Source organism: Stutzerimonas stutzeri (assembly GCF_024448695.1).
In the GTDB taxonomy this organism is placed as follows: Bacteria; Pseudomonadota; Gammaproteobacteria; order Pseudomonadales; family Pseudomonadaceae; genus Stutzerimonas; species Stutzerimonas stutzeri_T.
The window spans coordinates 19007-42712 of the sequence record NZ_JAMOHY010000008.1 but is presented as its reverse complement, the minus strand read 5'-3'; the positions used below and the strand labels follow the sequence as shown (position 1 = coordinate 42712).

The 23706-nt window shown below is 58.3% G+C and carries 27 protein-coding genes and 2 tRNA genes; 5 read left to right on the top strand and 24 right to left on the bottom strand.

Annotated elements, in window-relative coordinates; all coding sequences use genetic code 11:
* Positions 1-212: 212 nt before the first annotated feature.
* From NAV32_RS08905 to dapA, 4 genes are all read right to left on the bottom strand, one after another.
* Positions 213-302: transfer RNA gene (locus tag NAV32_RS08905), tRNA-Ser, on the bottom strand.
* A 111-nt stretch (positions 303-413) separates the two neighbouring features.
* Positions 414-1283 carry a phosphoribosylaminoimidazolesuccinocarboxamide synthase gene (locus NAV32_RS08900; RefSeq protein ID WP_256052444.1) on the bottom strand — a complete coding sequence of 290 codons (870 nt, stop codon included), beginning with the start codon at positions 1281-1283 and terminating at the stop codon, positions 414-416.
* 124 nt (positions 1284-1407) lie between these two features.
* Entirely contained in the window at positions 1408-2508 is a 1101-nt protein-coding gene (bamC, locus tag NAV32_RS08895) for an outer membrane protein assembly factor BamC (RefSeq protein WP_256052443.1), read from the bottom strand.
* A 40-nt stretch (positions 2509-2548) separates the two neighbouring features.
* Positions 2549-3427 (bottom strand): 4-hydroxy-tetrahydrodipicolinate synthase, encoded by an 879-nt coding sequence (dapA, locus tag NAV32_RS08890; RefSeq protein WP_256052442.1) that lies wholly within the window; start codon positions 3425-3427, stop codon positions 2549-2551.
* Between the two features lie 218 nt (positions 3428-3645).
* Here dapA and NAV32_RS08885 point away from each other — a divergent pair, with 218 nt between their 5' ends.
* Both NAV32_RS08885 and NAV32_RS08880 read left to right on the top strand, forming a co-directional pair.
* The gene (locus NAV32_RS08885) at positions 3646-4209 is read left to right on the top strand and encodes a glycine cleavage system protein R (RefSeq protein ID WP_256052441.1); all 564 of its coding nucleotides are present in this window, start codon (positions 3646-3648) and stop codon (positions 4207-4209) included.
* Positions 4210-4221: 12 nt separating this feature from the next.
* Positions 4222-4692, top strand: a complete 471-nt coding sequence (locus NAV32_RS08880) for a peroxiredoxin (protein WP_256052440.1) — start codon at positions 4222-4224, stop codon at positions 4690-4692.
* Between the two features lie 48 nt (positions 4693-4740).
* On the opposite strand, the gene NAV32_RS08875 is transcribed toward NAV32_RS08880, so the two are convergent.
* Both NAV32_RS08875 and NAV32_RS08870 read right to left on the bottom strand, forming a co-directional pair.
* Positions 4741-5811, bottom strand: a complete 1071-nt coding sequence (locus NAV32_RS08875; RefSeq protein ID WP_256052439.1) for an AI-2E family transporter — start codon at positions 5809-5811, stop codon at positions 4741-4743.
* A gap of 19 nt (positions 5812-5830) precedes the next feature.
* Positions 5831-6082, bottom strand: coding sequence for a sulfurtransferase TusA family protein (locus tag NAV32_RS08870; RefSeq protein WP_256052438.1), 252 nt, complete (start codon positions 6080-6082; stop codon positions 5831-5833).
* A gap of 109 nt (positions 6083-6191) precedes the next feature.
* Between NAV32_RS08870 and NAV32_RS08865 the strand changes: the two genes are divergently transcribed.
* Positions 6192-7622, top strand: coding sequence for a M48 family metalloprotease (locus NAV32_RS08865; RefSeq protein ID WP_256052437.1), 1431 nt, complete (start codon positions 6192-6194; stop codon positions 7620-7622).
* Between the two features lie 36 nt (positions 7623-7658).
* Here the strand turns inward: NAV32_RS08865 and nadA are convergent, their stop codons facing one another.
* The 16 genes from nadA to aspS form a co-directional block, all read right to left on the bottom strand.
* Positions 7659-8717: a quinolinate synthase NadA gene (nadA, locus tag NAV32_RS08860; protein ID WP_256052436.1), complete on the bottom strand. Its 1059-nt coding sequence runs from the start codon at positions 8715-8717 to the stop codon at positions 7659-7661.
* Positions 8718-9014: 297 nt separating this feature from the next.
* A tRNA-Lys gene (locus tag NAV32_RS08855) sits at positions 9015-9090 on the bottom strand.
* Between the two features lie 56 nt (positions 9091-9146).
* A complete protein-coding gene (queC, locus tag NAV32_RS08850) occupies positions 9147-9821 on the bottom strand; it encodes a 7-cyano-7-deazaguanine synthase QueC (RefSeq protein WP_256052435.1) in 675 nt (224 codons plus the stop codon).
* A 44-nt stretch (positions 9822-9865) separates the two neighbouring features.
* A complete protein-coding gene (queE, locus tag NAV32_RS08845) occupies positions 9866-10513 on the bottom strand; it encodes a 7-carboxy-7-deazaguanine synthase QueE (RefSeq protein ID WP_256052434.1) in 648 nt (215 codons plus the stop codon).
* Positions 10514-10632: 119 nt separating this feature from the next.
* On the bottom strand, positions 10633-11454 hold the full coding sequence (gene ybgF, locus NAV32_RS08840; protein ID WP_256052433.1) for a tol-pal system protein YbgF: 822 nt from the start codon (positions 11452-11454) through the stop codon (positions 10633-10635).
* Positions 11455-11460: 6 nt separating this feature from the next.
* Positions 11461-11961, bottom strand: a complete 501-nt coding sequence (pal, locus tag NAV32_RS08835; RefSeq protein ID WP_181082676.1) for a peptidoglycan-associated lipoprotein Pal — start codon at positions 11959-11961, stop codon at positions 11461-11463.
* A gap of 50 nt (positions 11962-12011) precedes the next feature.
* Entirely contained in the window at positions 12012-13313 is a 1302-nt protein-coding gene (gene tolB, locus NAV32_RS08830) for a Tol-Pal system beta propeller repeat protein TolB (RefSeq protein ID WP_336604864.1), read from the bottom strand.
* Positions 13310-14290 carry a cell envelope integrity protein TolA gene (gene tolA, locus NAV32_RS08825; RefSeq protein WP_256052432.1) on the bottom strand — a complete coding sequence of 327 codons (981 nt, stop codon included), beginning with the start codon at positions 14288-14290 and terminating at the stop codon, positions 13310-13312. Before tolA ends, tolB begins: the two co-directional genes overlap by 4 nt.
* On the bottom strand, positions 14290-14742 hold the full coding sequence (gene tolR / locus NAV32_RS08820; protein ID WP_256052431.1) for a protein TolR: 453 nt from the start codon (positions 14740-14742) through the stop codon (positions 14290-14292). Before tolR ends, tolA begins: the two co-directional genes overlap by 1 nt.
* 11 nt (positions 14743-14753) lie before the next feature.
* The gene (gene tolQ / locus NAV32_RS08815; RefSeq protein ID WP_256052430.1) at positions 14754-15446 is read right to left on the bottom strand and encodes a protein TolQ; all 693 of its coding nucleotides are present in this window, start codon (positions 15444-15446) and stop codon (positions 14754-14756) included.
* 2 nt (positions 15447-15448) lie between these two features.
* Positions 15449-15892, bottom strand: coding sequence for a tol-pal system-associated acyl-CoA thioesterase (gene ybgC, locus NAV32_RS08810; protein ID WP_256052429.1), 444 nt, complete (start codon positions 15890-15892; stop codon positions 15449-15451).
* 51 nt (positions 15893-15943) lie between these two features.
* Positions 15944-16996 (bottom strand): Holliday junction branch migration DNA helicase RuvB, encoded by a 1053-nt coding sequence (ruvB, locus tag NAV32_RS08805; protein WP_256052428.1) that lies wholly within the window; start codon positions 16994-16996, stop codon positions 15944-15946.
* Positions 16997-17000: 4 nt separating this feature from the next.
* Positions 17001-17606: a Holliday junction branch migration protein RuvA gene (ruvA, locus tag NAV32_RS08800; protein WP_256052427.1), complete on the bottom strand. Its 606-nt coding sequence runs from the start codon at positions 17604-17606 to the stop codon at positions 17001-17003.
* Between the two features lie 77 nt (positions 17607-17683).
* Entirely contained in the window at positions 17684-18208 is a 525-nt protein-coding gene (gene ruvC / locus NAV32_RS08795) for a crossover junction endodeoxyribonuclease RuvC (protein ID WP_256052426.1), read from the bottom strand.
* Positions 18209-18419: 211 nt separating this feature from the next.
* Entirely contained in the window at positions 18420-19166 is a 747-nt protein-coding gene (locus NAV32_RS08790) for a YebC/PmpR family DNA-binding transcriptional regulator (RefSeq protein WP_256052425.1), read from the bottom strand.
* Positions 19167-19440: 274 nt separating this feature from the next.
* Positions 19441-21216 carry an aspartate--tRNA ligase gene (gene aspS / locus NAV32_RS08785; protein ID WP_256052424.1) on the bottom strand — a complete coding sequence of 592 codons (1776 nt, stop codon included), beginning with the start codon at positions 21214-21216 and terminating at the stop codon, positions 19441-19443.
* 365 nt (positions 21217-21581) lie between these two features.
* On the opposite strand from aspS, the gene NAV32_RS08780 reads away from it, so the two are divergent.
* Together NAV32_RS08780 and NAV32_RS17630 are read left to right on the top strand one after the other, a co-directional pair.
* A complete protein-coding gene (locus NAV32_RS08780) occupies positions 21582-22052 on the top strand; it encodes a Dps family protein (RefSeq protein WP_256052423.1) in 471 nt (156 codons plus the stop codon).
* A gap of 286 nt (positions 22053-22338) precedes the next feature.
* Positions 22339-22971: a cold-shock protein gene (locus tag NAV32_RS17630; RefSeq protein WP_272890212.1), complete on the top strand. Its 633-nt coding sequence runs from the start codon at positions 22339-22341 to the stop codon at positions 22969-22971.
* A 31-nt stretch (positions 22972-23002) separates the two neighbouring features.
* Here the strand turns inward: NAV32_RS17630 and NAV32_RS08770 are convergent, their stop codons facing one another.
* Together NAV32_RS08770 and NAV32_RS08765 are read right to left on the bottom strand one after the other, a co-directional pair.
* Entirely contained in the window at positions 23003-23209 is a 207-nt protein-coding gene (locus NAV32_RS08770; RefSeq protein ID WP_256052422.1) for a SlyX family protein, read from the bottom strand.
* A gap of 4 nt (positions 23210-23213) precedes the next feature.
* Complete coding sequence (locus tag NAV32_RS08765) at positions 23214-23636, bottom strand: HIT family protein (protein ID WP_256052421.1); 423 nt, start codon at positions 23634-23636, stop codon at positions 23214-23216.
* Positions 23637-23706: the final 70 nt, after the last annotated feature.

Here is a 23706-nt window from a genome sequence, read left to right as displayed (position 1 = left end):
GTGACTGCTTACAGCATGACGCTCCCTCTCCAGCGTAACGACGTAGCTGCGAACGAATATCTTTCTGAAAGGTGGGTCTGGGCAGGACTGGGGCGATGCATAGAGGCTGGGAACATTAGATTCCCCCAACTACCCTCTCGCAGTCTTACCTTTCTGAGGGCAAGAAAAAGCCCCTGAAACTCTAGGAATTTCAAGGGCTTAGACGTGATATGTGGCGGAGAGATAGGGATTTGAACCCTAGGAACAGTTGCCTGTTCAACGGATTTCGAATCCGTCCCGTTCGGCCACTCCGGCATCTCTCCAGCGGCGCGCATGATATCAGTTCATGCGCCTTTGTCGAACCCTGTAACCAGGATTTTTGCTTGTTTTTCAAGTATTCACGTCGACAAGGCTTGCGCCGGACAGCACTGGCATCAGGCGGTCAGGCGAGTCAGGGCTTCGCGGTATTTGTCTGCAGTTTTCTGTGCCACTTCAGCCGGTACCGCAGGCGCGGGCGGTTCCTTGTTCCAGCCGGTGGATTCGAGCCAATCACGCACGAACTGCTTGTCGAAGCTGGGAGGGTTGCTGCCTTCACGGTAGCTGTCTGCCGGCCAGAAGCGGCTGGAGTCTGGAGTCAGGGCTTCGTCCATGAGCGTCAGGGTGCCGTTTTCATCGAGGCCGAACTCGAACTTGGTGTCGGCGATGATGATGCCGCGTGTAGCGGCGTATTCCACGGCGGCGCTGTAGAGCGCGATGGAGACTTCGCGCACCTGGGCAGCCAGCTCTTTGCCGATGACGGCTTCGCATTGCTCGAAGGAGATGTTCTCGTCATGATCACCGACCGCCGCCTTGGTCGAGGGGGTGAAGATCGGCTGTGGCAGCTTGGCGGCTTCCTTGAGCCCGGCAGGTAATGGAATACCGCATACGGTGCCGCTCTTCTGGTACTCCTTCCAACCGGAGCCGACGATATAGCCGCGGACGATGGCTTCGACCGCCACTGGTTTGAGTCGCTTGGCGACTACCGCACGCCCTTCTACCAGCGGCAGCTCGGCGGCGCTTACGACATCCTCCACCTTGTCGCCGGTAAAGTGATTGGGCACCAGATGCTTGAGCTTGTCGAACCAGAAGTTGGAGATGGCAGTGAGTATTTTGCCCTTCTCTGGAATCGGCTCAGCGAGAATTACATCGAATGCCGAGAGCCGGTCGGTAGCGACCATGAGCATGCGTCTGTCATCGATTTCGTAAAGGTCGCGAACCTTGCCGGAGTAGATTTTCTTCAGGCTAAGAGCACTTGGAGTCGTCATGTCGATTCTCTGGGTTCCGCTACGTTGCCGAAGCCGGCAGGTCATAGCAAAAAGGTCTGTCATCAAACGAAACAGGCGAAACCGATGGTTTCGCCTGTTTCGGTATACCGGGCTGCTGAGTCGATCAGCCCAGACTGTCCTTGAGCATATTCAATACGCGCCGTGCAACATCAGCCGGAGCCACTGTATCGAGGTCCTTGTCGAGGGTGACCTGAACGTTTCCGCTCACTTCGGTCACGCGAACCTGATAGCGCTCGGCGCGGGCTTCGATTTCCTTGCGATCCGGCGCTCCGCCGAACAGCCTGGAGAAGAAGCCCGGTTTGTCGTCTGGATTCGCTGCGCCTTCGGCCAGGTTGATGTAATACACGCCCAGGCTTCGATCCAGGTCTTCGACAAGGATGTCACTGGCAGCCAATGCGCGACCCACGCTGGACCAGGCACGGTTGAAGTCAGTGTCGAGCTGCAACACCGGACTGCCGCTGCCGGCTTCGCTGAGTGTTACCCGGCTCGGTGCATCAAATGCGCGCTCAGCCAGCAGCGAGGTAGAACCGCCCTGCTCCGCGCTACTGGTCAAACCGACCTGCAGCTCATCGAGAAGTACGCGATCAAGTTCGGCGTTGAGCGTTTTTTCAGGCCAGCCGACGTCAGCAGTGCTGCCGGCTGGACGCTGGACGCTGAGCAGAAAGATCTCACTGGTATCACGCTGGACTCCAGGCTCAACGCGTACCCGCACTCGGGTTTCGCCTTCGCCCAGGCCAAGATTACGAACCAGCGCCGGAGACAGCTGATCACGTGTCTGCCAGGCAGTGGTGAATTCACCGGTCTGCGGACGCTCTTCGGCAATCTGGAATCCGTTGTCAGTGAAGAACTGACGCGCCGCAGCCCAGACTTGTGTCGGTGCACGAAGCGCTACCAGCCAGCGGGCCTCTTCAGATGTCTGCAGGCTGAATTCACTGGCTTCTTCGACAACGACCAGCCGTTGCGGTCGCGGCACTTCATATTCCCCGGTGGAGCGGGTGTCGGCGATATGCTGCGGAATGGGCAGCAGTGGCTCTACCGAACGCAGATCAGCACCGGCAGGAACCTGCATGGGTGCGATCTGATGCGCTTGCAGATAGTCGCTGCCGCGATCACGGAAATATCCGTCATCGCCCCACAGCCAGCCACAGCCGCTGGTACCAGAGATGATCAGGGCTAGGGTCGAGAGTCCGGCCAGTCGCTTCATGCATGTTCCTTCATTGTTAGAACCGGTACACCGGAATGGGTCAGGCCAGCACACCGGATTGGCGCATTGCCTGGCGCAGGGGATCATGGCAGCGCTGGCTGAGCCAAGTCAGCGGCAGGCGAATGCCGTTGGGTATCAAGCCCATTTCATGCAACGCCCACTTCACCGGGATCGGATTGGCTTCGATGAACAATGCCTGGTGCAGGGGCATCAATTGAGCATTGATCGCACGTGCCTTTTCCGCCTCCCCAGCGAGAGCGGCCCGGCACAGATCGCTCATGGCGCGTGGCGCGACGTTGGCCGTAACCGAGATATTGCCCTTGCCGCCCATCAGCATCAGTTCCACGGCGGTGGCATCGTCACCGGAATAGACGAGGAAGTCCTTGGCGACCCGGTCGAGCACTTCCTGGCCGCGCTTGAGGTCGCCGGTCGCTTCCTTGATACCGATGATGTTCGATACCTTCGACAGCCGCTCTACAGTTTCCGGAAGCATGTCGCAGGCAGTGCGACCCGGAACGTTATAGAGGATCTGCGGAATCGCCACCGCTTCGGCAATGTGCCGAAAGTGCAGATACAGGCCTTCCTGGGTCGGTTTGTTGTAGTACGGAGTGACCAGCAGGCAGGCATCGGCACCCACGGCCTTGGCCTGTTCGGTCAGCTCCAGCGCCTCGCGGGTCGAGTTGGCGCCCGTGCCGGCGATTACCGGAATCCGGCCATTGACCTGATCCACCACGCGACGGATCACTTCAATGTTTTCGCTGTAATCGAGGGTCGCCGATTCACCCGAGGTACCGACAGCCACGATTGCATCGGTGCCTTCCTGCAAATGGAAGTCCACCAGTTTGCTCAGGCTGTCCCAATCGAGACCGCCCTGCGCATCCATGGGCGTGACCAGTGCCACCATACTGCCCGCAATCATGCAACCGCTCCTGCCGGAAAAAGAGAGGCGTAATGGTACAAGGCTCCTTTGCGCTTTGCGAGTACGCCGAAGGCATCCGTGACAATGAAAATACCGCTGTAATAGAGGTCCTTCGACCTGCACCATCGCTGTAGATTTCCCTCTTGCAGCACTTTTCGCTAACCTAGCTGGTTTTCGGCTTGGCTGGCCGCCCGATTCATTACCGCCAGGAATGCTGCATGTCCACCCCCCCAGTACCCCGCGAACAGTTTCTCGTCATCAGCGCCATGGGCCGCAGTCCAATGGAGCTCACCAACGTGCTTTGCAGGGCCAGCAACGAAAATCGCTGCGCGGTAGTCAATACCCGACTGACCCGGCATGGCGAATACTGCGCATTGGTATTGGAAATCACCGGTACCTGGGACGCCCTTGCACGCATGGAAACGGTACTCCCAGGCTTGGCGAAGAAGCATGATTTCACCAGCCACGTAGTGCGCAGTGAAGCACTTGAAGTCCGTCCCCAGGCGTTGCCATATGTGGCTTATGTCAGCTCCGCTTACCGCCCGGACATTCTCAATGAGTTGTGTCAGTTCTTCATCGACCATCGCGTCGAGCTGGAGAGCCTGACCTGTGACACCTATCAGGCGCCACAAACCGGCGGCACCATGCTCAACGCCACACTGACCGTCACGCTGCCGGCAGGAACGCAGATCAGCTGGCTGCGCGACCAGTTCCTCGATTTCGCCGACGCGCTGAATCTGGATGCCCTGATCGAACCCTGGCGCCCGCAGACGCCTTCATAAGGAAACCAACAGATGCCCGTCGAAGTCGATCAGCCCCTCCCGCCCTTTCAAGCACTGGCAACCAGCAATACGCAGGTCACTCCGCAAGCATTGAAGGGCAAGCAGGTAGTCCTGTACTTCTATCCGAAGGACAACACGCCAGGCTGCACCACACAGGGGCAGGACTTTCGTGATCAGCATGAGGCCTTTACCGCAGCCAACACCGTGATCTTCGGCATATCCCGGGATAGCCTGAAGACCCACGAAAACTTCAAGGCCAAGCAAGGATTTCCCTTCGAGCTCATTAGCGACAAGGATGAGCAGCTGTGTCAGCTGTTCGGTGTGATCAAGTTGAAGAAGCTCTACGGCAAAGAGTATCTGGGTATAGATCGAAGCACCTTTCTCATCGATAGCTCGGGCGTGCTTCGCCAGCAATGGCGCGGCGTCAAGGTACCGGGGCATGTTGATGCCGTATTGCAGGCCGCGCAGGCGCTGCAGCAGTAATATCCAGCGAAGTAAAGGAAGGCCGGCGAAATCGCCGGCCTCTTTTTGTCAGATATGATCCGGCACCGTTGCCGAGCGACGCGGCCAAGCATAAAGCACTGCCTTGAACAGAGTGGCTAGAGGGATCGCGAAAAACACCCCCCAGAAGCCCCACAGGCCGCCGAACAGCAATACTGCACAGATGATCGCAACCGGATGCAGGTTCACAGCCTCGGAGAATAACAGCGGCACTAACACATTGCCGTCCAGGGCCTGGATGATCGCGTAGGCCACCATCAGATAGATGAACTGGTCTCCCAGCCCCCACTGGAACAGGCCGATCAGCGCTATCGGAATAGTTACCAGGGTAGCGCCGATGTACGGCACCACGACCGAGATACCCACTAGCATCGCCAGCAGGGCGGCATAGTTGAGCCCTAGAGCAGCGAATACAATGTAGGCAACCACACCGCAAATCAGGATCTCGATCGCCTTGCCTCGGATGTAATTGGCGATCTGCATGTTCATTTCCTGGGAAACCTGGGTGATCAGCCCACGCTCACGCGGCAGGTAGCCTTTCAGCCAGTTGCTGATCAGCTGACTGTCCTTGAGAAAGAAAAAGACCAGGATCGGTACCAGAATCAGGTAGATCATCAGGCTCAACAACAGTGGCAGACTCGACAGCGACGATGTCAGGACGATATGCCCGTATCGCCCAAGCTCCCCACGCATTACGTCGATTCCGCGTAGTACCTGCTCTTCGGTAAACAATTGCGGATATCGCTCAGGAAGAAGCAACAGCAGCGACTGCCACTCGACCAGCATTCTCGGCAGCTCATTGAACAGCGTCAGCACCTGTTGCCACATTAAAGGTGCCAGAAACAGAATGCAGACAGTAAGCAGGCCGATAAACATCAGAAAAACCAGCCAGACCGCCACGATATGCGGCAGCTTGATGCGCTCCAATGCCGCCACCAGACCCTGCATCAAAAATGCCATCACCAAGCCGGCAAATACCGGCGCCAGCATATGCCCAAGGGTCAATATCGTCGCAAACGCGACGATCAGGAGTACCCCTAAAACAACCGCTTCTTCATCCGAAAAATAGCGATGGATCCAGCCCCGCAATACGTTGAGCATAAAACTTCCTTAACAGCATTCAGGCCTTTCGCAGCCAGTAGCTATAGAGTCCCTCATCGATTTCTTCATGTAGCAACGCATGGCCAGCCAACTGAGCAAAACTGCGAAAGTCACGACGAGAGCCAGGGTCCGTGGCAATCACCTTCAGGACCTGGCCTCCAGCCAGGCTGTTGAGCGCCAATTTGGCCTTGAGCAAAGGCATTGGACAAGCAAGGCCGCTGGCATCGAGTTCGGCGTCATGGGCAATAGGGCACGCCCCCTGTTCAGTCATTGATGATCTCCTTGTAAAGGCGGCAGGATACCGAGCCGCAACCAACTCTGGCCAGCCACCCGAGCACAAGGCTACAGTAGCAATCCACCGAATTGATGAGTCCGCCTGGATGAAGCTGCTGCGCCCTACCCTGCTGACACTGGCCGTTCTGATAGGGCAGCCGGCAATAGCCAACGACCTGCCTTCCCTGGGCGACTCCAGCTCGGGCATCGTCTCGCCGGAGCAGGAATATCAGCTGGGCCGTGCCTGGCTCAGCCTGCTGCGCGGCCAGGTACCCCAGCTTTCCGATCCTCTGCTCAAGGACTACCTGGAACGCAGCGTCTATCGCCTGGCCGAAACCAGTCAATTGCAGGATCGGCGTCTGGAGTTCGTGCTACTGAGAAGCCCTCAACTCAACGCATTCGCTGCACCGGGCGGGATTATCGGCGTCAATGGTGGTCTTTTCATCCATGCCCAGACCGAGGCCGAATATGCCTCCGTAATGGCTCACGAATTGGCACACCTTTCCCAGCGCCACTTCGCCCGCGGGCTGGAAGCGCAGAAACGCATGCAGCTGCCGCTGATGGCAGCCATGCTCGCCGGTGTGGTAGCCGCAGCAGCAGGTGCTGGCGATGCAGGCATTGCCGCCATCGTTTCGACCCAGGCTGCCGCCATTCAGGCGCAGCGGCGCTTTTCACGGCAGAACGAACAAGAAGCTGATCGTATCGGCATCGTCAATCTTGAGCGGGCCGGTTATGACCCACGCGCAATGCCGGACATGTTCGGTCGTTTGATGCGCCAGTACCGCTACGACCAAAAACCACCAGAATTCTTGCTCACCCACCCCGTCAGCGAGTCGCGCATCGCCGACACCCGTAACCGCGCCGAGCAATATCCCCAGGGCGGCATACAGGACAGCCTGCGCTATCAGCTGATGCGCGCACGCGTTGACTTGCAGTTCGAGAGCACCCCAGGCCTGAGCGCCAAGCGCTTCCGGGCCATGCTCGACGAAGACGAAAGCCTGGATTCTGCCCGCTACGGCCTGGCATTGGCGCAGATCAGGAGCGCTCAGCTTCAGGAGGCCGCAGCCACGCTGCAACCTCTGCTGCTGAAGGCGCCCAACGAAATCACTTACAACCTGGCACAGGTCGAGCTCGACATCACTGCAAACCGTATGGGCGAGGCGCAGAAACGAATCAAGCAGTTGCTCGAACTCTATCCCGACAGCTACCCGGTGCGTCAGGCGCATATCGACCTGCTGATCAAGCAGAGCCGTCTGCAGGAGGCCGAACACGAGCTGGACCGACTGGTCGGGGCGCGCCCCAGCGACCCCGACGTCTGGTATCAGGTCTCGGAAGTTCGGGGTCTGAGTGGCAACATCCTCGGGCTGCATCAAGCACGCGCAGAGTTCTTCGCACTGGTTGGCGACTACACCCAGGCCATCGAACAGCTGGACTTTGCCAAGAATCGTTCCAGTACCTTCCAGACATCCGCTCGTATCGACGCGCGTCAGCAGCAACTTTCCGATGAGAAGCGCATGATCGAAGACATGCTGCGCTGACTGCTCAGCAGCATAGCTTCACAGTCAAGCGTGCAATCAGGCGTTACCGGCCTGCCTGATGCGCGCTGCCCTGGTGAAATCCAGCATGCGCATTAGCGGCTTTACAGCCTTGGGAATCAAAGCGGGATCAACGAGTATTTCATTGCTTCCCGTACGCAGGCTTTGCAAGGTGCGCTCAAGGGTATTCATCGCCATCCAGGGGCAATGTGCACAACTGCGGCAGGTTGCACCGCTGCCCGCTGTAGGCGCTTCGATAAAAGTCTTGTCCGGGCACAGCTGCTGCATCTTGTAGAAGATGCCCCGATCAGTCGCGACGATGAAGGTTGGGTTGGGCAAGGTCTGCGCCGCCTTGATCAACTGGCTGGTGGAGCCGACTGCATCTGCCAACGCAATCACCGCTTCCGGCGACTCGGGATGCACCAGCACGGCCGCCTCGGGGTACAGCACCTTCATGTCCTCGAGCTGTTTCGCCTTGAACTCTTCATGGACAATACAGGCGCCATCCCAGAGCAACATGTCCACGCCCGTTTCGCGCTGCACATAACCGCCCAGATGTTTGTCTGGTGCCCAGATGATCGTCTCGCCGTTATCCATCAGGCTTTCGACGATCTCCAGCGCACAGCTAGACGTGACAACCCAGTCCGCCCGCGCCTTCACCGCAGCCGAGGTGTTGGCATACACCACCACCGTGCGCTCGGGATGCTGATCGCAGAAGGCCGAAAACTCTTCAACCGGGCAGCCGAGATCCAGCGAGCAGGTGGCCTCCAGAGTCGGCATCAGCACACGCTTTTCCGGGTTGAGAATCTTCGCGGTTTCACCCATGAACCTGACGCCGGCGACCAGCACGGTTTGCGCCGGATGTTCATTGCCAAAGCGCGCCATTTCCAGCGAGTCGGAGACACAGCCTCCGGTTTGCTCAGCCAGCGCCTGAATAACCGGATCGGTGTAGTAATGCGCCACGAGAACCGCGTTCTGCCGTTTCAGTTCGGCAGCAATCTCGCTACACAGTTGCGCTTCTTGCTCGGGTGTAAGCGGCACAGTCTGCCTGGCCGCCAAGTGAGCCTGCACAAGAATGCGTTCGGGGATGTGCGTCATGTTCACAGGTCCTGCAAGCACGTTAATGCATGAAGCGCCGAGTATAACCCGACCAATAGAGTCGACCTTACTGGGCAGGGGGAAAACAAGCGCCATGCGCGGCATGGCCTGCCCGGTCGAAGGGGCTGGAATACTAGCCGAAGCATTCGCAAAAGGGAAAGCAAGGAGGCTTTCAGCAGTGCGTCTTGGGGAGTTGTCAGGGCTGCACGTGACAAACAGGCGAGCCTGAGGAGACCTGAACAATAGAAAAAGCCGGACACCTTGCGGTATCCGGCTTTGGTTCTCACATGGAGAATATGGTGGGTCGTGTGGGACTCGAACCTACGACCAATTGGTTAAAAGCCAACTGCTCTACCAACTGAGCTAACGACCCGTTGCGGAGCGCATGATACTGATTTGATTGAGTAAATCAAAGTTTTTTTTAAATTATCAGTGATATCGAGTCGGATCCTCGATCCCCGCTGCCTCGAAGCCGGTCGCACGCAAACGGCAGCTGTCGCATTTGCCACAGGCACGCCCCATGTCATCGGCCTGATAGCAGGACACTGTCATTGCGTAATCAACACCCAGGCGAATACCTTCCTGGATAATCTGCGCCTTGCTCAGATTCTGCAGGGGCGCACGAATACTGAAGCCCTGCCCCTCGACTCCCGCCCGGGTAGCAAGGTTGGCCAGTCGCTCAAAGGCCTCGATGAACTCCGGACGGCAATCGGGGTAGCCCGAGTAGTCGACAGCATTCACACCAATGAAGATATCTCGGGCACCCAGCACTTCAGCCCAGCCCAGCGCCAGAGAAAGGAACAGCGTGTTGCGAGCCGGCACGTAAGTCACGGGGATTCCACTTGCCTGCTCCTCGGGCACATCAATACTGCTGTCGGTGAGCGCCGAGCCCCCAATGCCGTTGAGATTCATGCCGATCACCTTGTGCTCGACCACGCCCAGCTGACGGGCAACCCGCTCGGCTGCATGCAGCTCTGCACGGTGCCGCTGACCATAATCGAAACTCATGCTGTAGCAGGCATAGCCCTGAGCCTTGGCCATGGCAACCACCGTCGCGGAATCGAGCCCGCCCGAGAGCAGGATTACGGCTTTCTTTTCAGTCATTACTGTTACCTTTGCACAGGCTATCGACGGTGAACGCTGAGTAATCAGTGTCCGGGAGCATCGTTCCAGAGAATCTTGTGCAGCTGGAGCTGCAAGCGCACCGGGAGGTTGTCACTGACTATCCAGTCAGCCAGCGCTCGCGCATCAACCTGACCATGACTGGGCGAGAACAGCACTTCGCCCGCACGTGCATCCAGTCGATACTCGATCAGCTTGGACACAGCCCAGTCGTAGTCTTCCCGTGAGCAGATGACAAACTTCACCTGGTCATTGGGGGTCAGCCAGTTGATGTTCTCGTAGAGATTGCGCCCCACTTCAGCCGAACCCGGCGTTTTCAGATCGACGACCCGACTCACTCGCTCATCGACTGCGGAAATATCCATCGCACCGCTGGTTTCAAGCGACACCTCATAACCGGCATCACACAACTGCTGCAGCAACGGCACACAGCCCGGCTGGGCAAGTGGCTCACCGCCGGTCACGCAGATATAGCGAGGATTGTAGGATGCAACGCGCTCCAGAATTGTATCGAGCGACATGATCTCGCCGCCGCTAAACGCGTAAGCGGAATCGCAATATTGACAGCGCAGGGGGCAGCCGGTGAGGCGAACGAACACTGTGGGCAACCCACTTGTGCGCGCTTCCCCCTGCAACGAGTAGAAAATCTCGGTTATTCGCAGGGTATGGTGCATATCAGCCACGGGCGTAACGGCTAAACAGGCCGTCCGCCTCCGTTGCGGGTAAAGGGGGCAGCGATTCTAACGAAAAAACCCGCTGTTGGGCGGGTTCTGTCAGCCGTGCCATTCATTGACTATCGATTCAATTGACGCTGGGCCAACTGCGCAGCCGAACTGTTCGGGTAATCGGCGACAACCTGACGGTAGATCCCGTTGGCCTTGTCACGGTTGCCCAGTCGCAGCTCGACATCGGCAAGCTTGTATAGCGAATCAGGTACCTTGCTGTGCTGCGGATATACCTGACTGACCTTGGCAAAAGCCTGACCAGCAGCCTGCAGATCGCCATTGGCAAGGTTCACTTCACCCAGCCAGTACTGCGCATTGCCTGCATAGATACTTTGAGGATATCTGCGCAGAAACGCGGCAAAAGCCTGACTGGCCTTGTCGAAATCCTTGGCCTTGATCAGATCAAAAGCTGCGTCGTAATAGAGCTTTTCTTTTTCAGGGTCAGCACTCGCCGACTCTTGTGCCGAAGCTCCAGCAGGAGCCTGGCTTGTTCCGCCAGCATTATTATTGGCGCCGACGGTTGAAGAATTCTGATTGGCCTGCCCACCTGCCGCACCTTGCGACAAACGGCGGTCCAGATCTTGGTAACGCTCCAGCCCTTCCTGTTGCAAGCGCTGGATATCATTCTGCTGCACTTCGAGCATGCCACGCAGTTGCGCTATCTCTTCCTGCATCTGCTGCAGTTGCACGAAGAGCATGCCCTGCGCTGAAGACGGAGCGACCGCCCCGCCTCCGGCATAGGCACCACCAGCCCCCGACCCGGCAGAATAACCCGACTCAGTCGCAGCATTTCCGCTCCGCGAGTCATATTCCACAATCGGCACCTGAGCCGTCGCAACAAGCGGCAGCCCAAGTGTGAAAAGAATCAGAGCATGGTGGTGTTTGAGCATGGCTTATTACTTGCGCAGTTCTACGCGACGGTTCTGAGCCCAGGACTGCTCGTCGTTGCCCATGGCAACCGGACGCTCTTCGCCGTAGGAAACCAGTTCCAGCTGTGCAGGAGACACACCCTGCAGAACCAGGTAGCGCTGAACGGCCTTGGAACGACGCTCACCCAGAGCCATGTTGTACTCGCGCGTGCCGCGCTCGTCAGTGTGGCCTTCCAGGACGACACGGTTGCCGGCGGACTGCAGGTCCTTGGCGTGAACGTCCAGAGCGCGCATGGCTTCCGGCTTCAGGTCGGAGCTGTCGTACTCGAAGTAGAAGGTGGTGATGGCGCGCAGAGCAGCTTCTTCGCTCATGCTGCCGTCTACCGCACCGCTATCAGCGCCGTAACCAGCGTTAGGATCGATGGCAGAACCTTCGCCGGAGTCGTCGCCACCTTTGGACGAACAACCAACAGCAACGGCCATGGCCAGAGCCAGAGCAGCAAACTTACCGAATTTCAGCATTTCCATGTGTAACAACCCCAGGTGTGTTTTTGGTTAGGTTAAGCGTTGATACCGCATCAGTTCAGGTAAGGGGACCACGATGGCTCACGGACTTCGCCTTGAGCAGTAGGAAGCGGGAGCCTAACTCGACCATTGATTGATACGAGCATCAAGACTCCCCGGCCCTGCTGGCGGGTCGCATAGATTAGCATGGTGCCATTAGGCGCAACAGTGGGCGACTCATCTAAACTTGTATCAGAGAGTAGTCGCAAATTGCCGCGCTGCAGGTCCTGTGCCGCCACCTTGAAATTGGTGTAGCCCTCCTGGCGATGAATCATCACCAGCGTCTTTTCATCCGCTGAAAGCTTCGGGTTCGCGTTGTAGTTCCCTACGAAGGTCACCCGCTCGGCATTGTTGCCACCCAGACGCTGCTTATAGATCTGTGGCTTGCCGGCGCGATCAGAAGTGAAATAGATGGTCTGCCCATCGGCACCCCAGAAAGGCTCCGTATCAATGGCGTAATGGTTGGTCAACCGCTGCAGCTGACGTGAATTGAGGTCCATCACGTAGATTTCAGGGTTGCCGTCCTTGGACAGTACAAATGCCAGGCGGTTGCCATCGGGGGAAAACGCGGGTGCGCCATTGAGCCCTTCGAAATTGGTGACCTGCTCGCGCCGACCGGTATCGACGTGCTGAATGAAGATGCGCGGACGCTTCTGCTCGAACGACACATAGGCGATGCGGCGACCATCCGGCGAGTAGCGCGGCGACAGAATCGGCTCACGGGACTGCAACAGTGTCACAGCACGTGCCCCGTCGTAATCAGAGCGTTGCAGCGTGTAGCGGGTATTGGCGCTACCGAGACGCTCGGCTGTCACATAAAGCAGGCGGGTAGAAAACGCCCCCTTGATCCCGGTAAGTTTCTCGAACGCCTGATCCGCGGCAAAATGGGCCATGTCGCGAATCTGATCCTGAGCACCACCCACCGTACCGTTCATGACCTGCTGCTCGGTGGTGACGTTGAAAACCTCATAGCGAATCTGCAACTTGCCGCCTGATGGCTCGATATTGCCCACCATTACGTACTGCGCGCCCAGCGCCTTCCAGTCACGGAAGATGATCTCGCTGCCGCGGGTCGGCAGGCTGATCATGTTCTGCTTGGGAATGGGCTGGAAAACACCGGTGTTGCGCATGTCGTTGCCGATGATCTCGGCCATGTCGTCCGGCAACACGCTGCCGCCCTGCCAGCCGAAGGGCACGACGGCGATGGGGATCGCACGGTCAGTACCACTGGTAACCACAATGTTCTTTTCCTGCGCAATGGCACTGCCCATCATCAACAGGGAAAGGACGATAAAACCTCGAAGGTAGTTGATCACAACGCAAGATCCTCAGGCGTAAATGTCATCGTGAACGAGCGGTACGGCTGAAAATCCTGCGCAGACAATCCCTGCATCTCGGTCAGCCGACCAATATTCTTTACCGCAGCCACTGCGGAATTGTCGAAAGGCGCATCTCCGCTGGAACGCGATACCGTCACGGCGGTGATGGTGCCATCGGGCAGCATATTGACCCGCAACGCTACCGACATGTTATTGCGTGCCGATGGCGGTCGGGTCCAGCCTTCCGCCGCGCGCATGCGGATCAGGTCATCAAAGTCACCGGCCACTTGATCACCCTGGGTATCAGCCATGGCTTGTTGCCGTTGGGTATCTTCCGACAGCAGCTCGGCCAGCGCCTGCGCCTTCTTGTCTTCTACAGCCTTGCGAGAAGCTTCAGCCGCTGCCTTTTTCTTCGCAGCTTCGGCGGCAGCCTTTTTCTTCGCCTCTTCAGCCGCCTTTTTCTTGGCAGCCTCGGCAGCGGCTTTCTTTTTGGCTTCCTCTGCTGCTTTCTTCTTCGCGGCCTCATCGGCTGCTTTTTTGGCGACTTCCGCCTGCTTTTTCTGTTCGGCTATTTTTTTGGCTTCTTCAGCCTTTTTTGCATCCGCAGTCTTCTTCGCTGCGTCAGCCTTGGCTGCTTCGGCCTTTCGAGCATCCTCGGCCTTCTTTTGTTCCGCAGCCCGCGCGGCCAGCTGTTTCTCTTGCTCGACCTTGCGCTGCTCCATCTGTTCGGCTTCGTACTGCTTGGCAGAGGTCTTCTGCGCTTCGCCCGCGATTTTCTGGTTGGTCTGGGTCGTCGCCTGACTCTGCGATTTGAGTTGGTACAAGGTCGCCTGAACAATCGGCTTGGACGGCGGCAGCTCCGGCGTCATTGCAAAGCTGACGAACAACATACCGAAAATGATGACGTGCAGGCCCACCGCCAGAATGGTGGGCCAGTAATAGCTCTCCGAGCGCGAACGATCAGGCTGTCGCATCAAGGCGCCTCGGTAATCAGACCGACGTTGCCGACACCTGCTTCCTGCAGTCCGCCCATGGCTGACATTACCGAGCCGTAGTCCACAGACTTGTCGCCACGTACGAACACCTGCACCTGCTTACCCTGGCTGCGGTTCTGATTCATGATCGCCGTCACTGCCCTGGTCATTTCCTCCAGCGTCAGCGCCTGGTCCTGAACCGTTTCGGTATCGACTTCACTGCCCATGTTCCAGAAGTAGGTCTTGTCGGCCTTGATCGAAATGGTCAGTACCTGGGCATCATTGTCCTGGGGCAGCACTTCGCTGCTGACCTGAGGCAGATCGACCTTGACGCCTTGATTGAGCATTGGCGCGGTCACCATGAAAATCACCAGGAGCACCAGCATCACATCGATGTAGGGCACCACGTTCATCTCGGAAACCGGCTTGCGTCTATTGCGAATTCTGGCCATGGCCTGTGGCCTCAATCTTCGGTGGTGTGAACTTTGCGATGGAGAATCGCCTGGAACTCGTCGGCAAAGGTGTAGTAGCGAGCGATGAGCATTTCGCTGCGCGCCGAGAAACGGTTGTAGGCGATAACCGCCGGAATCGCCGCGAACAGGCCGATGGCCGTAGCAATCAGCGCTTCAGCGATACCCGGTGCGACAGTGGCCAAGGTAGCCTGCTGGACCTGCGCCAAGCCTCTGAAGGAATTCATGATGCCCCAGACCGTGCCGAAGAGGCCTATATAGGGGCTGGTGGAGCCGACCGTAGCCAGGAACGGCAGGCTTTGCTCAAGCTTTTCCTCTTCACGGGAAATGGCGACGCGCATGGCCCGGTTTACCGCGTCCATCACCGCGTCGGGATCAACCCCTGGCTGCTGACGCAGGCGGGAAAACTCCTTGAAACCGGCACGGAAGATCTGTTCGACACCTGAGTCCGGGTCGGGGTTGCTGCCAGCCTGACGGTACAGTTTGGACAGATCGATACCCGACCAGAAGCGTTCTTCGAAGGTGTCCAGTGACCGCTTGGCAGCCCGGATCATGTTGCCGCGCTGGAAGATGATAATCCAGGACATCACCGAAGCCGCCACCAGGATCAGCATGACCAGCTGAACCACAAAGCTGGCATTGCTGATCAGGCTCCACATGGACATATGATCGACGTTGGGTTCCACGCTTACTCTCCTGCAGGGGGTAGACCCGACCCGGCGAAGGCTGAACGCAGCGCTTCGGGAATAGGACGGGGTTTCAAACTCTCGGCGCGTACACAGGCCACCAGAAACTGCCCCTCACAGAGCAGTCGATCATCCTTCGCACGCCTCACTTGCTGCCTGAAACGCAGGCTTGCGCGCTTTATATCAACCACTTCGGCTGTCACCAGCAGCTCGTCATCCAGTCGCGCGGGGGCGTGATAGCGCGCCTCGCTGGAATGCACAACGAACAGGAGGTCCTCACCCGCCAGCTGCGACTGGGCAAAACCCAGGCTGCGCAACCGTTCGGTACGGGCCCGCTCCATGAATTTGAGGTAATTGACGTAATAAACGATGCCGCCTGCATCGGTGTCCTCGTAATAGACGCGACAACGATGGGTGAACGGCTGAACAGGTGATTCCGCGCGCATACTAGTGCCAGACACTGCAAATTCCAATTGGGTGAAACAAGAATATTTTCATCACATTGTGTCGCCGTCGAAGAGGTCTGCTACTGGCGAATCGCCCAGCCGTTTCGGCAGGTTCAGACCGAAGTGCAGATAAGCATGACGGGTGACCACACGCCCGCGAGGCGTACGCATGATGTAGCCCTGCTGGATCAGATAGGGCTCCAGCACATCTTCGATGGTATGGCGCTCTTCACTGATGGCAGCCGCCAGGTTGTCGACACCTACCGGACCGCCGTCGAACTTCTCGATCAGGGTCAGCAGCAAGCGCCGGTCCTGGTGATCCAGACCACGCTCGTCCACATCCAGCATGTTCAGCGCCAGGTCAGCCGTCGCCCGGGTGATTTCACCATTGCTGCGGACCTCCGCAAAATCACGCACCCGTCGCAACAGGCGGTTGGCTATTCGCGGCGTGCCCCGTGCACGACGGGCGATCTCGAATGCGCCTTCGGGCTCGATGGTTAGACCGAGAATGCCGGCGGAGCGACTGACGATGGTCGCCAGATCGGCAGTGGAATAGAACTCAAGACGCTGCACGATACCGAAGCGATCACGCAGCGGATTGGTCAGCATGCCCGCACGGGTGGTGGCACCCACGAGGGTAAAAGGTGGCAGGTCGAGCTTGATCGAGCGCGCTGCAGGGCCCTCGCCGATCATGATGTCCAGCTGGAAATCCTCCATCGCCGGATATAGCACTTCCTCGACGATGGGTGATAGCCGATGGATTTCATCGACGAAGAGCACATCACCTGCCTCAAGATTGGTCAGCAGTGCGGCAAGATCACCAGGGCGCTCAAGCACCGGACCGGATGTGCTTTTGATCGAAACGCCCATCTCCTGAGCCAGGATATTGGCCAGGGTGGTCTTGCCCAGACCTGGGGGGCCGAATATCAGGGTGTGATCAAGCGCTTCGCTGCGTCCACGCGCAGCGCGGATAAACAGGTCCATCTGCTCGCGCACGACCGGCTGGCCAATGTATTCGGCCAGACTCAGTGGGCGAATGGCACGGTCAAGTTGCTCATCACGGTCGCGACCGGTGGCGGTAATCAGACGATCGGCTTCGATCATGGGCTTACACCATTCCCTTCAGGGCGCGGCGAATCAGATCTTCACTGCTCAAATCGTCTTCCTGTACGGCGGATACGGCACGACTGGCCTCTTGCGGCTTGAACCCAAGGGAAATCAGCGCACTGACGGCGTCATTCTCGGCGCTTGAGACTGTCGTATTCGCCCTGGGTTCCCCCATCAGAGGGGCGATGGAGGGCATGTGCTCCCAAGCCTTGAAGCGATCCTTGAGTTCGACCAGCAGTCGCTCGGCAGTCTTCTTGCCAACACCGGGAATCCTCACCAGCACGGAGGTATCCTGCGCCTGAACGCAACGCACCAGCTCGTCCACTTCAAGCCCGGACATCAATGCCAGCGCCAGTTTGGGGCCAACGCCATTGAGGCGGATCAACTCGCGAAACAGTTCGCGGTCGCGCTTTTCTGCAAAGCCATACAGCAGCTGAGCATCCTCACGCACGACCAGGTGCGTATGCAACGTGACCGGCTCGCCCACAGCGGGCAGACGATAAAGAGTGGTCATCGGCACTTCGACTTCGTAGCCAACGCCATTCACATCCAGCATCAGATGCGGCGGCTGTTTCTCCGCCAGGGTGCCGCGCAAACGTCCAATCACGGTATTTCATCCTCTCTTGGCTGAATGATCGACTGTCACTCAGCCTGAATTCCTGCCAACCCGCTTCGCTGTCTGCTTCAGAGGCGCAGCCGGCCTGCCCTGCGCTTGGCGCCGGCCAGGCCATGCGGGATAAGGCTCTGCCGATGGTGCGCATGACACAAGGCAATCGCCAGTGCGTCGGAGGCATCGATCTGCGGTTTTTTCACCAGTTTGAGCAGGTGCATCACCATCATCTGAACCTGCTCCTTGTCGGCACCGCCAGTTCCTGCAATCGCCTGCTTGACCTGGGTTGCAGTGTACTCAGCGATCTCCAGCCCTTGCTCGGCAGCCGCCACAATTGCAGCACCTCGCGCCTGGCCGAGCTTGAGTGCAGAATCGGCGTTGCGCGCCATGAATACCTGTTCGATGCCCATGGTCACCGGGCCATGCAGGCGAATCACTTCGCTGACACCGGCAAACACCGCTCGCAACCGATCAGGCAAGTCACCGCTTCCGGTACGAATGCAACCTGATGCCACATATTCGCAGTTACGACCGGTATCGCGCACCACACCGTAACCCGTGATTCGGGAGCCGGGGTCTATACCAAGGATGAGCGTCATGCGTTCGCCGTACTGTCTATTTATCCAGCAGCAAGTATAGGGAGCTCATGTCGCGGCGGCTAGCCACATCACCTCGTGCTCGCCACAGAATTTGTAGATCGAACTTGTTCGCCTTCTTGAGCCCTTGGCCAAATAAGTTCGGCCGCTATAAAGCGGAAAACAAAAAGCCGGAAGCACCTGGATGCTTCCGGCTTCGGCTTTCAGCGAAGCGTCAGTCCAACTGTTCCAGGATCTCGTCCGGGATTTCCGCGTTGTGGTAGACGTTCTGCACGTCGTCCAGATCTTCCAGCGCGTCGATCAGGCGCAGCACCTTCTGCGCGGTTTCCAGATCGGTGAGCGGTGCGGCAATCGAAGGGATCATGGCGACCTCCGCTTCCTCACCCCTGAAACCGGCGGCGCTCAGCGCTTCGTTGACCGCATGGAATTCGGCGAAGCTGGTCGAAACCAGCGCCGAACCGTCCTCGCCCATCTCCACGTCGTCGGCGCCCGCCTCCAATGCCGCTTCCATCAGCGCATCTTCATCCACACCGGCGGCAAAGCTGATCTGACCCTTGCGGTCGAACATGTAGGCAACTGAACCGTCAGTCCCCAGATTACCGCCGTGCTTGTTGAAAGCATGACGCACTTCCGCCGCGGTGCGATTGCGGTTGTCGGTCATGGCCTCGACGATGATCGCCACGCCACTGGGCGCGTAACCTTCGTAGCTCAGCTCAACGACGTTGTCAGCCTCATTGTTTCCGGCGCCGCGGGCGATGGCGCGGTCGATTACATCACGCGACATATTGGCGACCAGCGCCTTGTCCACCGCCAGGCGCAGCCGCGGGTTGTCCGCCGGAATTGCGCCGCTTTTGGCGGCAACGGTCAACTCACGAATGAGCTTGGTGAAAATCTTGCCGCGCTTGGCGTCCTGACGCCCCTTGCGGTGCTTGATGTTGGCCCATTTGGAATGACCAGCCATAACTGCCTCCCTCTTGATCAACTTTTCTTCGCAGGTCATTGAAAACTACCTGCGTTGGCAACACGTCGTTAAAAACAGTCTCAGAAAGCCGCTTGCGGCTAACGCGCTTCAGCGCGGCCCGAAGGGCGAACTAAGTGAGTAATGCTCATTTAGAACACCTAAACTCCGCTTCCTCGACTGTTTTTGCCTCGTCTTGCCTGCCTCGCCTACGTTTTTCAACAACCTGCTAGCTTTAACGCAGAAGCCCAGGTTTCCCTGGGCTCCGGCTTAGCCGTTATTCGGCTTTCGGCTGCTCGCGCAGGCGAATATGCAACTCACGCAGTGCCTTGGCATCCACCGCACCCGGCGCCTGGGTCATGACGTCCGCCGCGCTCTGGGTTTTCGGGAAGGCGATCACTTCGCGAATCGATTGCGCACCGGTCATCAGCATCACCAGACGATCCAGGCCAAAGGCCAGGCCGCCGTGCGGCGGCGCGCCGTACTTAAGCGCATCGAGCAGGAATCCGAACTTCTCGTTCTGCTCAGCTTCGTCGATGCCGAGAATACGGAACACGGTCTGCTGCATGTCCTTGCGGTGGATGCGGATGGAACCACCGCCCAACTCGGTGCCATTGAGCACCATGTCGTAGGCACGCGACAGCGCACCGGCCGGGTTGGCTTCCAGTTCCTCAGGGCTGCACTTGGGTGCAGTGAAGGGGTGGTGCAATGCCGACAGCGAACCATCGTCATTTTCCTCGAACATTGGGAAATCAACGACCCACATCGGCGCCCACTCACAGGTCAGCAGGTTCAAGTCATGACCCAGCTTGATGCGCAGCGCACCCAGCGCTTCGGAAACGATCTTGGCCTTGTCCGCCCCGAAGAAGACGATATCGCCGTCCACCGCACCCACGCGATCAAGGATCGCATTGAGGTTGGCTTCCGGGATGTTCTTGACGATGGGCGACTGCAGCCCCTCAACGCCCTTGGCGCGCTCGTTGACCTTGATATAGGCCAACCCCTTGGCGCCGTAGATACCGACAAACTTGGTGTAGTCGTCGATCTGCTTGCGCGGCATGCTTGCCCCGCCCGGCACGCGCAGCGCGGCGACACGGCACTTGGGATCGTTGGCTGGGCCGGCGAAGACCTTGAATTCAACGTCCTTGAGCTGATCCTCAACGTCGACCAGCTCCATCGGAATGCGCAGGTCCGGTTTGTCCGAACCGTAGCGGCGCATGGCCTCTTCGAACGGCATGTGCGGGAATTCGCCGAACTCGACGCCCAGCACTTCCTTGAACAGCTTGCGCACCATGCCTTCGGTGATACCGATGATGTCGGACTCGTCGAGGAAGCTGGTTTCAATGTCGATCTGGGTGAACTCCGGCTGACGGTCGGCACGCAGGTCTTCGTCGCGGAAGCACTTGGCAATCTGGTAGTAGCGATCGAAGCCGGCAACCATCAGCAGCTGCTTGAACAGCTGAGGCGACTGCGGCAGGGCAAAGAAATTTCCGGCATGGGTACGGCTAGGCACCAGATAATCGCGCGCGCCTTCCGGCGTTGGTCGACCCAGAATCGGCGTTTCAACGTCGAGAAAGCCGTTTTCATCCAGGTAGCGACGGATGCTGGTGGTGATGCGCGAGCGCAGCTTGAGCTTCTCGGCCATTTCAGGGCGACGCAGATCGATGAAGCGGTAGCGCAGGCGGGTTTCCTCACCCACATCGCTGTATTCGTTGAGCGGGAACGGTGGCGTTTCCGCCTCGTTCAGCACTTCCAGCTCGTAACCCAGCACTTCGATGGCACCGGACGCCATGTTCGGGTTGCGCGCACCTTCCGGGCGCAGACGCACCTTGCCGGTGATCTTGACCACATACTCGCTGCGCACACGGTCGGCGGCGGCGAAAGTCTCGGCGCGGTCGGGATCGAATACCACCTGAGCCATGCCTTCGCGATCACGCACGTCAAGGAAGATGACCCCGCCGTGATCGCGGCGGCGATGGACCCAACCGCAAAGAGTGATTTCCTGGCCGTCCAGGCTTTCGTTCAACTGGCCGCAATAGTGGCTGCGCATCATGGTGGAGTTCGCTTCTCGTATCTTGAAAATTCATCGGGTCGCGCGGGGTGCGACTGGGCACAGGACACCGCACAAACATCCTGTCGAACTGCATTCATCGCTATACAGGCTGATGCAGGCAATCGCGATCAAGCGCTGGCGTCACTCACAGACAAAGCGGGTCGCCAGGCACAAGCGCGGGATTATATCCACATAATTGCTTCGACGCAGCCGCTGACGACTGCCATGCCCTGCTGGGAGCATGCTCAAGAAAATGAAACCGTTTTACTCACGGAGCTTCCAAAGAACGAACTCGCTACGGGCGCATGCAGCAGTCCGTGTTTTCTGGCATAACTACAAGCCACTTCATCAACCGGGAGAAAATCATGAAAATCGACATCGGTATTGCCGAACAGGATCGCGCCGCCATTGCAGAAGGCCTGTCCCGCCTGCTCGCGGACACCTACACGCTGTACCTGAAAACCCACAACTTTCACTGGAACGTGACAGGCCCGATGTTCAACACCCTGCACACCATGTTCGAGACGCAGTACACCGAACTGGCCCTGGCCGTGGATGAGATTGCCGAGCGGATTCGCGCTCTGGGCTTCCCTGCTCCCGGCACCTATGCCGCGTACGCCAAGCTTTCTTCCATAAAGGAGCAAGAAGGCGTTCCCTCTGCCGATGAAATGATCAGGCTTCTGGTAGAAGGCCAGGAAGCCGTTGTGCGCACTGCACGCGGCATCTTCCCCCTGCTGGAAAAAGTGAGCGACGAGCCGACTGCAGACCTTCTGACCCAGCGCATGCAGATTCACGAAAAAACCGCATGGATGCTGCGCAGCCTGCTGGCCGCCTAAAGCTTCACCCTGTCCATCCTGGGCAGTTGTGCAAACGACTGCCCAGGGCTCCTTTAAGACTGTCGGCAATGTCCTGCTCTCGACAAGGCCTATCCGCCCGCCTCAATCCGAACACCCCACTCATCAGTCGTGCGATTTGAGCAGCGGCCTCCTTTGCTGTTAAATACGTCCGCGTCGCAGCCTGGGCCTCAAAACCAGGCAAACGATTATCTCGTCTGTCTGCCTATCTCCCCTGCCCGGTTTCTGTCGCTTTTTCTATCGTGCTATTCAACTGTGAGTCATAACAATGCTTAAGATCGTTCATGTATTGACGGGCGTTGCCGCCCTTGTACTGTCATTCGTCCCCAGTCTTTCCAGCGGCTTGTCGCCCCTGGTACATCCCGAGGCGCTTTGCCTGTTGCTGCTGGGCCTGCTGAATGCACAGTTCGCCTCGATTACGCAGCCCAGCAATGATCGCAACCGCCCGATCATTCTTATTGTATCCGCACTCCTGATAGCCGCTGCTGCGATCCAGGCTCTGGTGCTACTGGTTCCTATCGCCGCCATTGCGGGGCAGCCGGCCACACTCGTCAGCCTGCTGCCAGCCGTTATTGCCGTTGTACTGCACCTGGCTACCGCACAAAGAGGCACGGCGCACCCGGTTCGCCACAGCCAGCCAACAACGGCACATACAAAAACTGCACCCATGAGCACAACCGCACCCTCCGCCGGCCGCGAGACTGGAACGGTAAAGTGGTTCAACACCTCGAAGGGTTTTGGCTTTATCTCACGCGACAGCGGTGACGATGTGTTCGTCCACTTCCGCGCCATTCGCGGCGACGGCCATCGCATTCTGGTGGAAGGCCAGCGCGTGGAATTCACCATCATGATGCGCGACAGGGGGCTGCAGGCTGAAGATGTAGTGCAGACCAGCCACTGATCCACCCCACCACCCTCTGCCGCATATGCCTTCAGTAATGCGGCGGAGGCGCCTCATCCTCCTCAACTCCAATTCCGCTCTGCATATCCTCTTGACGCCTGGCCAGCATCTTCAGCTGTGCCTGCAGGCGCTGGACAGCCGCCTGCTGCGCAACCAGCACATCATTCAGGGCTTGAATCGTATCGTCCTGAAAAGCCAGACGTGACTCGAGATCGGCGATGCGCCGTTCCAGTTCCATTGCACTACTCCGCAAAACGAAATTCATCCGTCAATACCAGCTTCAGTTTCTGCCGGATAGCCGCAACCTGTTCGTCGGTATAAGGCTGGGCAGGATGATGACCCCAAACCGGTGCAGGCCAGGCTGCATCGTCCCGGCGACGGGCAATGACGTGCACGTGCAGCTGGCTGACCATATTGCCGAGCGCCGCAATATTCATCTTGTCGGCACCAAAGGTATCTTTCAGCGTCTCGGCCAGCGATGTTGCTTCTCGCCACAACGACTGCTGGTCGGCGGCGTCGAGCTGAAACAGCTCGCTGACCTCTTCGCGACGAGGCACGAGAATGAACCAGGGGTAGCTGGAGTCATTCATCAGCAGCAGCCGGCACAACGGAAAATCACCCAGCGGCAGGGTGTCCTGCTCCAACCGGGAATCAAGAACGAACATAACCGCACTCCTGTTCATTTCGGGAAAGTCACGACGCCGCAGCCGCGCCGGATCGTCGAGCGAAGAATAC

Coding starts and splice junctions, on each gene's coding strand:
- NAV32_RS08900 (WP_256052444.1), bottom strand. CDS start 1,283: ATGACGACTCCAAGTGCTCTTAGCCTGAAGAAAATCTACTCCGGCAAG.
- bamC (WP_256052443.1), bottom strand. CDS start 2,508: ATGAAGCGACTGGCCGGACTCTCGACCCTAGCCCTGATCATCTCTGGT.
- dapA (WP_256052442.1), bottom strand. CDS start 3,427: ATGATTGCGGGCAGTATGGTGGCACTGGTCACGCCCATGGATGCGCAG.
- NAV32_RS08885 (WP_256052441.1), top strand. CDS start 3,646: ATGTCCACCCCCCCAGTACCCCGCGAACAGTTTCTCGTCATCAGCGCC.
- NAV32_RS08880 (WP_256052440.1), top strand. CDS start 4,222: ATGCCCGTCGAAGTCGATCAGCCCCTCCCGCCCTTTCAAGCACTGGCA.
- NAV32_RS08875 (WP_256052439.1), bottom strand. CDS start 5,811: ATGCTCAACGTATTGCGGGGCTGGATCCATCGCTATTTTTCGGATGAA.
- NAV32_RS08870 (WP_256052438.1), bottom strand. CDS start 6,082: ATGACTGAACAGGGGGCGTGCCCTATTGCCCATGACGCCGAACTCGAT.
- NAV32_RS08865 (WP_256052437.1), top strand. CDS start 6,192: ATGAAGCTGCTGCGCCCTACCCTGCTGACACTGGCCGTTCTGATAGGG.
- nadA (WP_256052436.1), bottom strand. CDS start 8,717: ATGACGCACATCCCCGAACGCATTCTTGTGCAGGCTCACTTGGCGGCC.
- queC (WP_256052435.1), bottom strand. CDS start 9,821: ATGACTGAAAAGAAAGCCGTAATCCTGCTCTCGGGCGGGCTCGATTCC.
- queE (WP_256052434.1), bottom strand. CDS start 10,513: ATGCACCATACCCTGCGAATAACCGAGATTTTCTACTCGTTGCAGGGG.
- ybgF (WP_256052433.1), bottom strand. CDS start 11,454: ATGCTCAAACACCACCATGCTCTGATTCTTTTCACACTTGGGCTGCCG.
- pal (WP_181082676.1), bottom strand. CDS start 11,961: ATGGAAATGCTGAAATTCGGTAAGTTTGCTGCTCTGGCTCTGGCCATG.
- tolA (WP_256052432.1), bottom strand. CDS start 14,290: ATGCGACAGCCTGATCGTTCGCGCTCGGAGAGCTATTACTGGCCCACC.
- tolR (WP_256052431.1), bottom strand. CDS start 14,742: ATGGCCAGAATTCGCAATAGACGCAAGCCGGTTTCCGAGATGAACGTG.
- ybgC (WP_256052429.1), bottom strand. CDS start 15,892: ATGCGCGCGGAATCACCTGTTCAGCCGTTCACCCATCGTTGTCGCGTC.
- ruvB (WP_256052428.1), bottom strand. CDS start 16,996: ATGATCGAAGCCGATCGTCTGATTACCGCCACCGGTCGCGACCGTGAT.
- ruvC (WP_256052426.1), bottom strand. CDS start 18,208: ATGACGCTCATCCTTGGTATAGACCCCGGCTCCCGAATCACGGGTTAC.
- NAV32_RS08790 (WP_256052425.1), bottom strand. CDS start 19,166: ATGGCTGGTCATTCCAAATGGGCCAACATCAAGCACCGCAAGGGGCGT.
- aspS (WP_256052424.1), bottom strand. CDS start 21,216: ATGATGCGCAGCCACTATTGCGGCCAGTTGAACGAAAGCCTGGACGGC.
- NAV32_RS08780 (WP_256052423.1), top strand. CDS start 21,582: ATGAAAATCGACATCGGTATTGCCGAACAGGATCGCGCCGCCATTGCA.
- NAV32_RS17630 (WP_272890212.1), top strand. CDS start 22,339: ATGCTTAAGATCGTTCATGTATTGACGGGCGTTGCCGCCCTTGTACTG.
- NAV32_RS08770 (WP_256052422.1), bottom strand. CDS start 23,209: ATGGAACTGGAACGGCGCATCGCCGATCTCGAGTCACGTCTGGCTTTT.
- NAV32_RS08765 (WP_256052421.1), bottom strand. CDS start 23,636: ATGTTCGTTCTTGATTCCCGGTTGGAGCAGGACACCCTGCCGCTGGGT.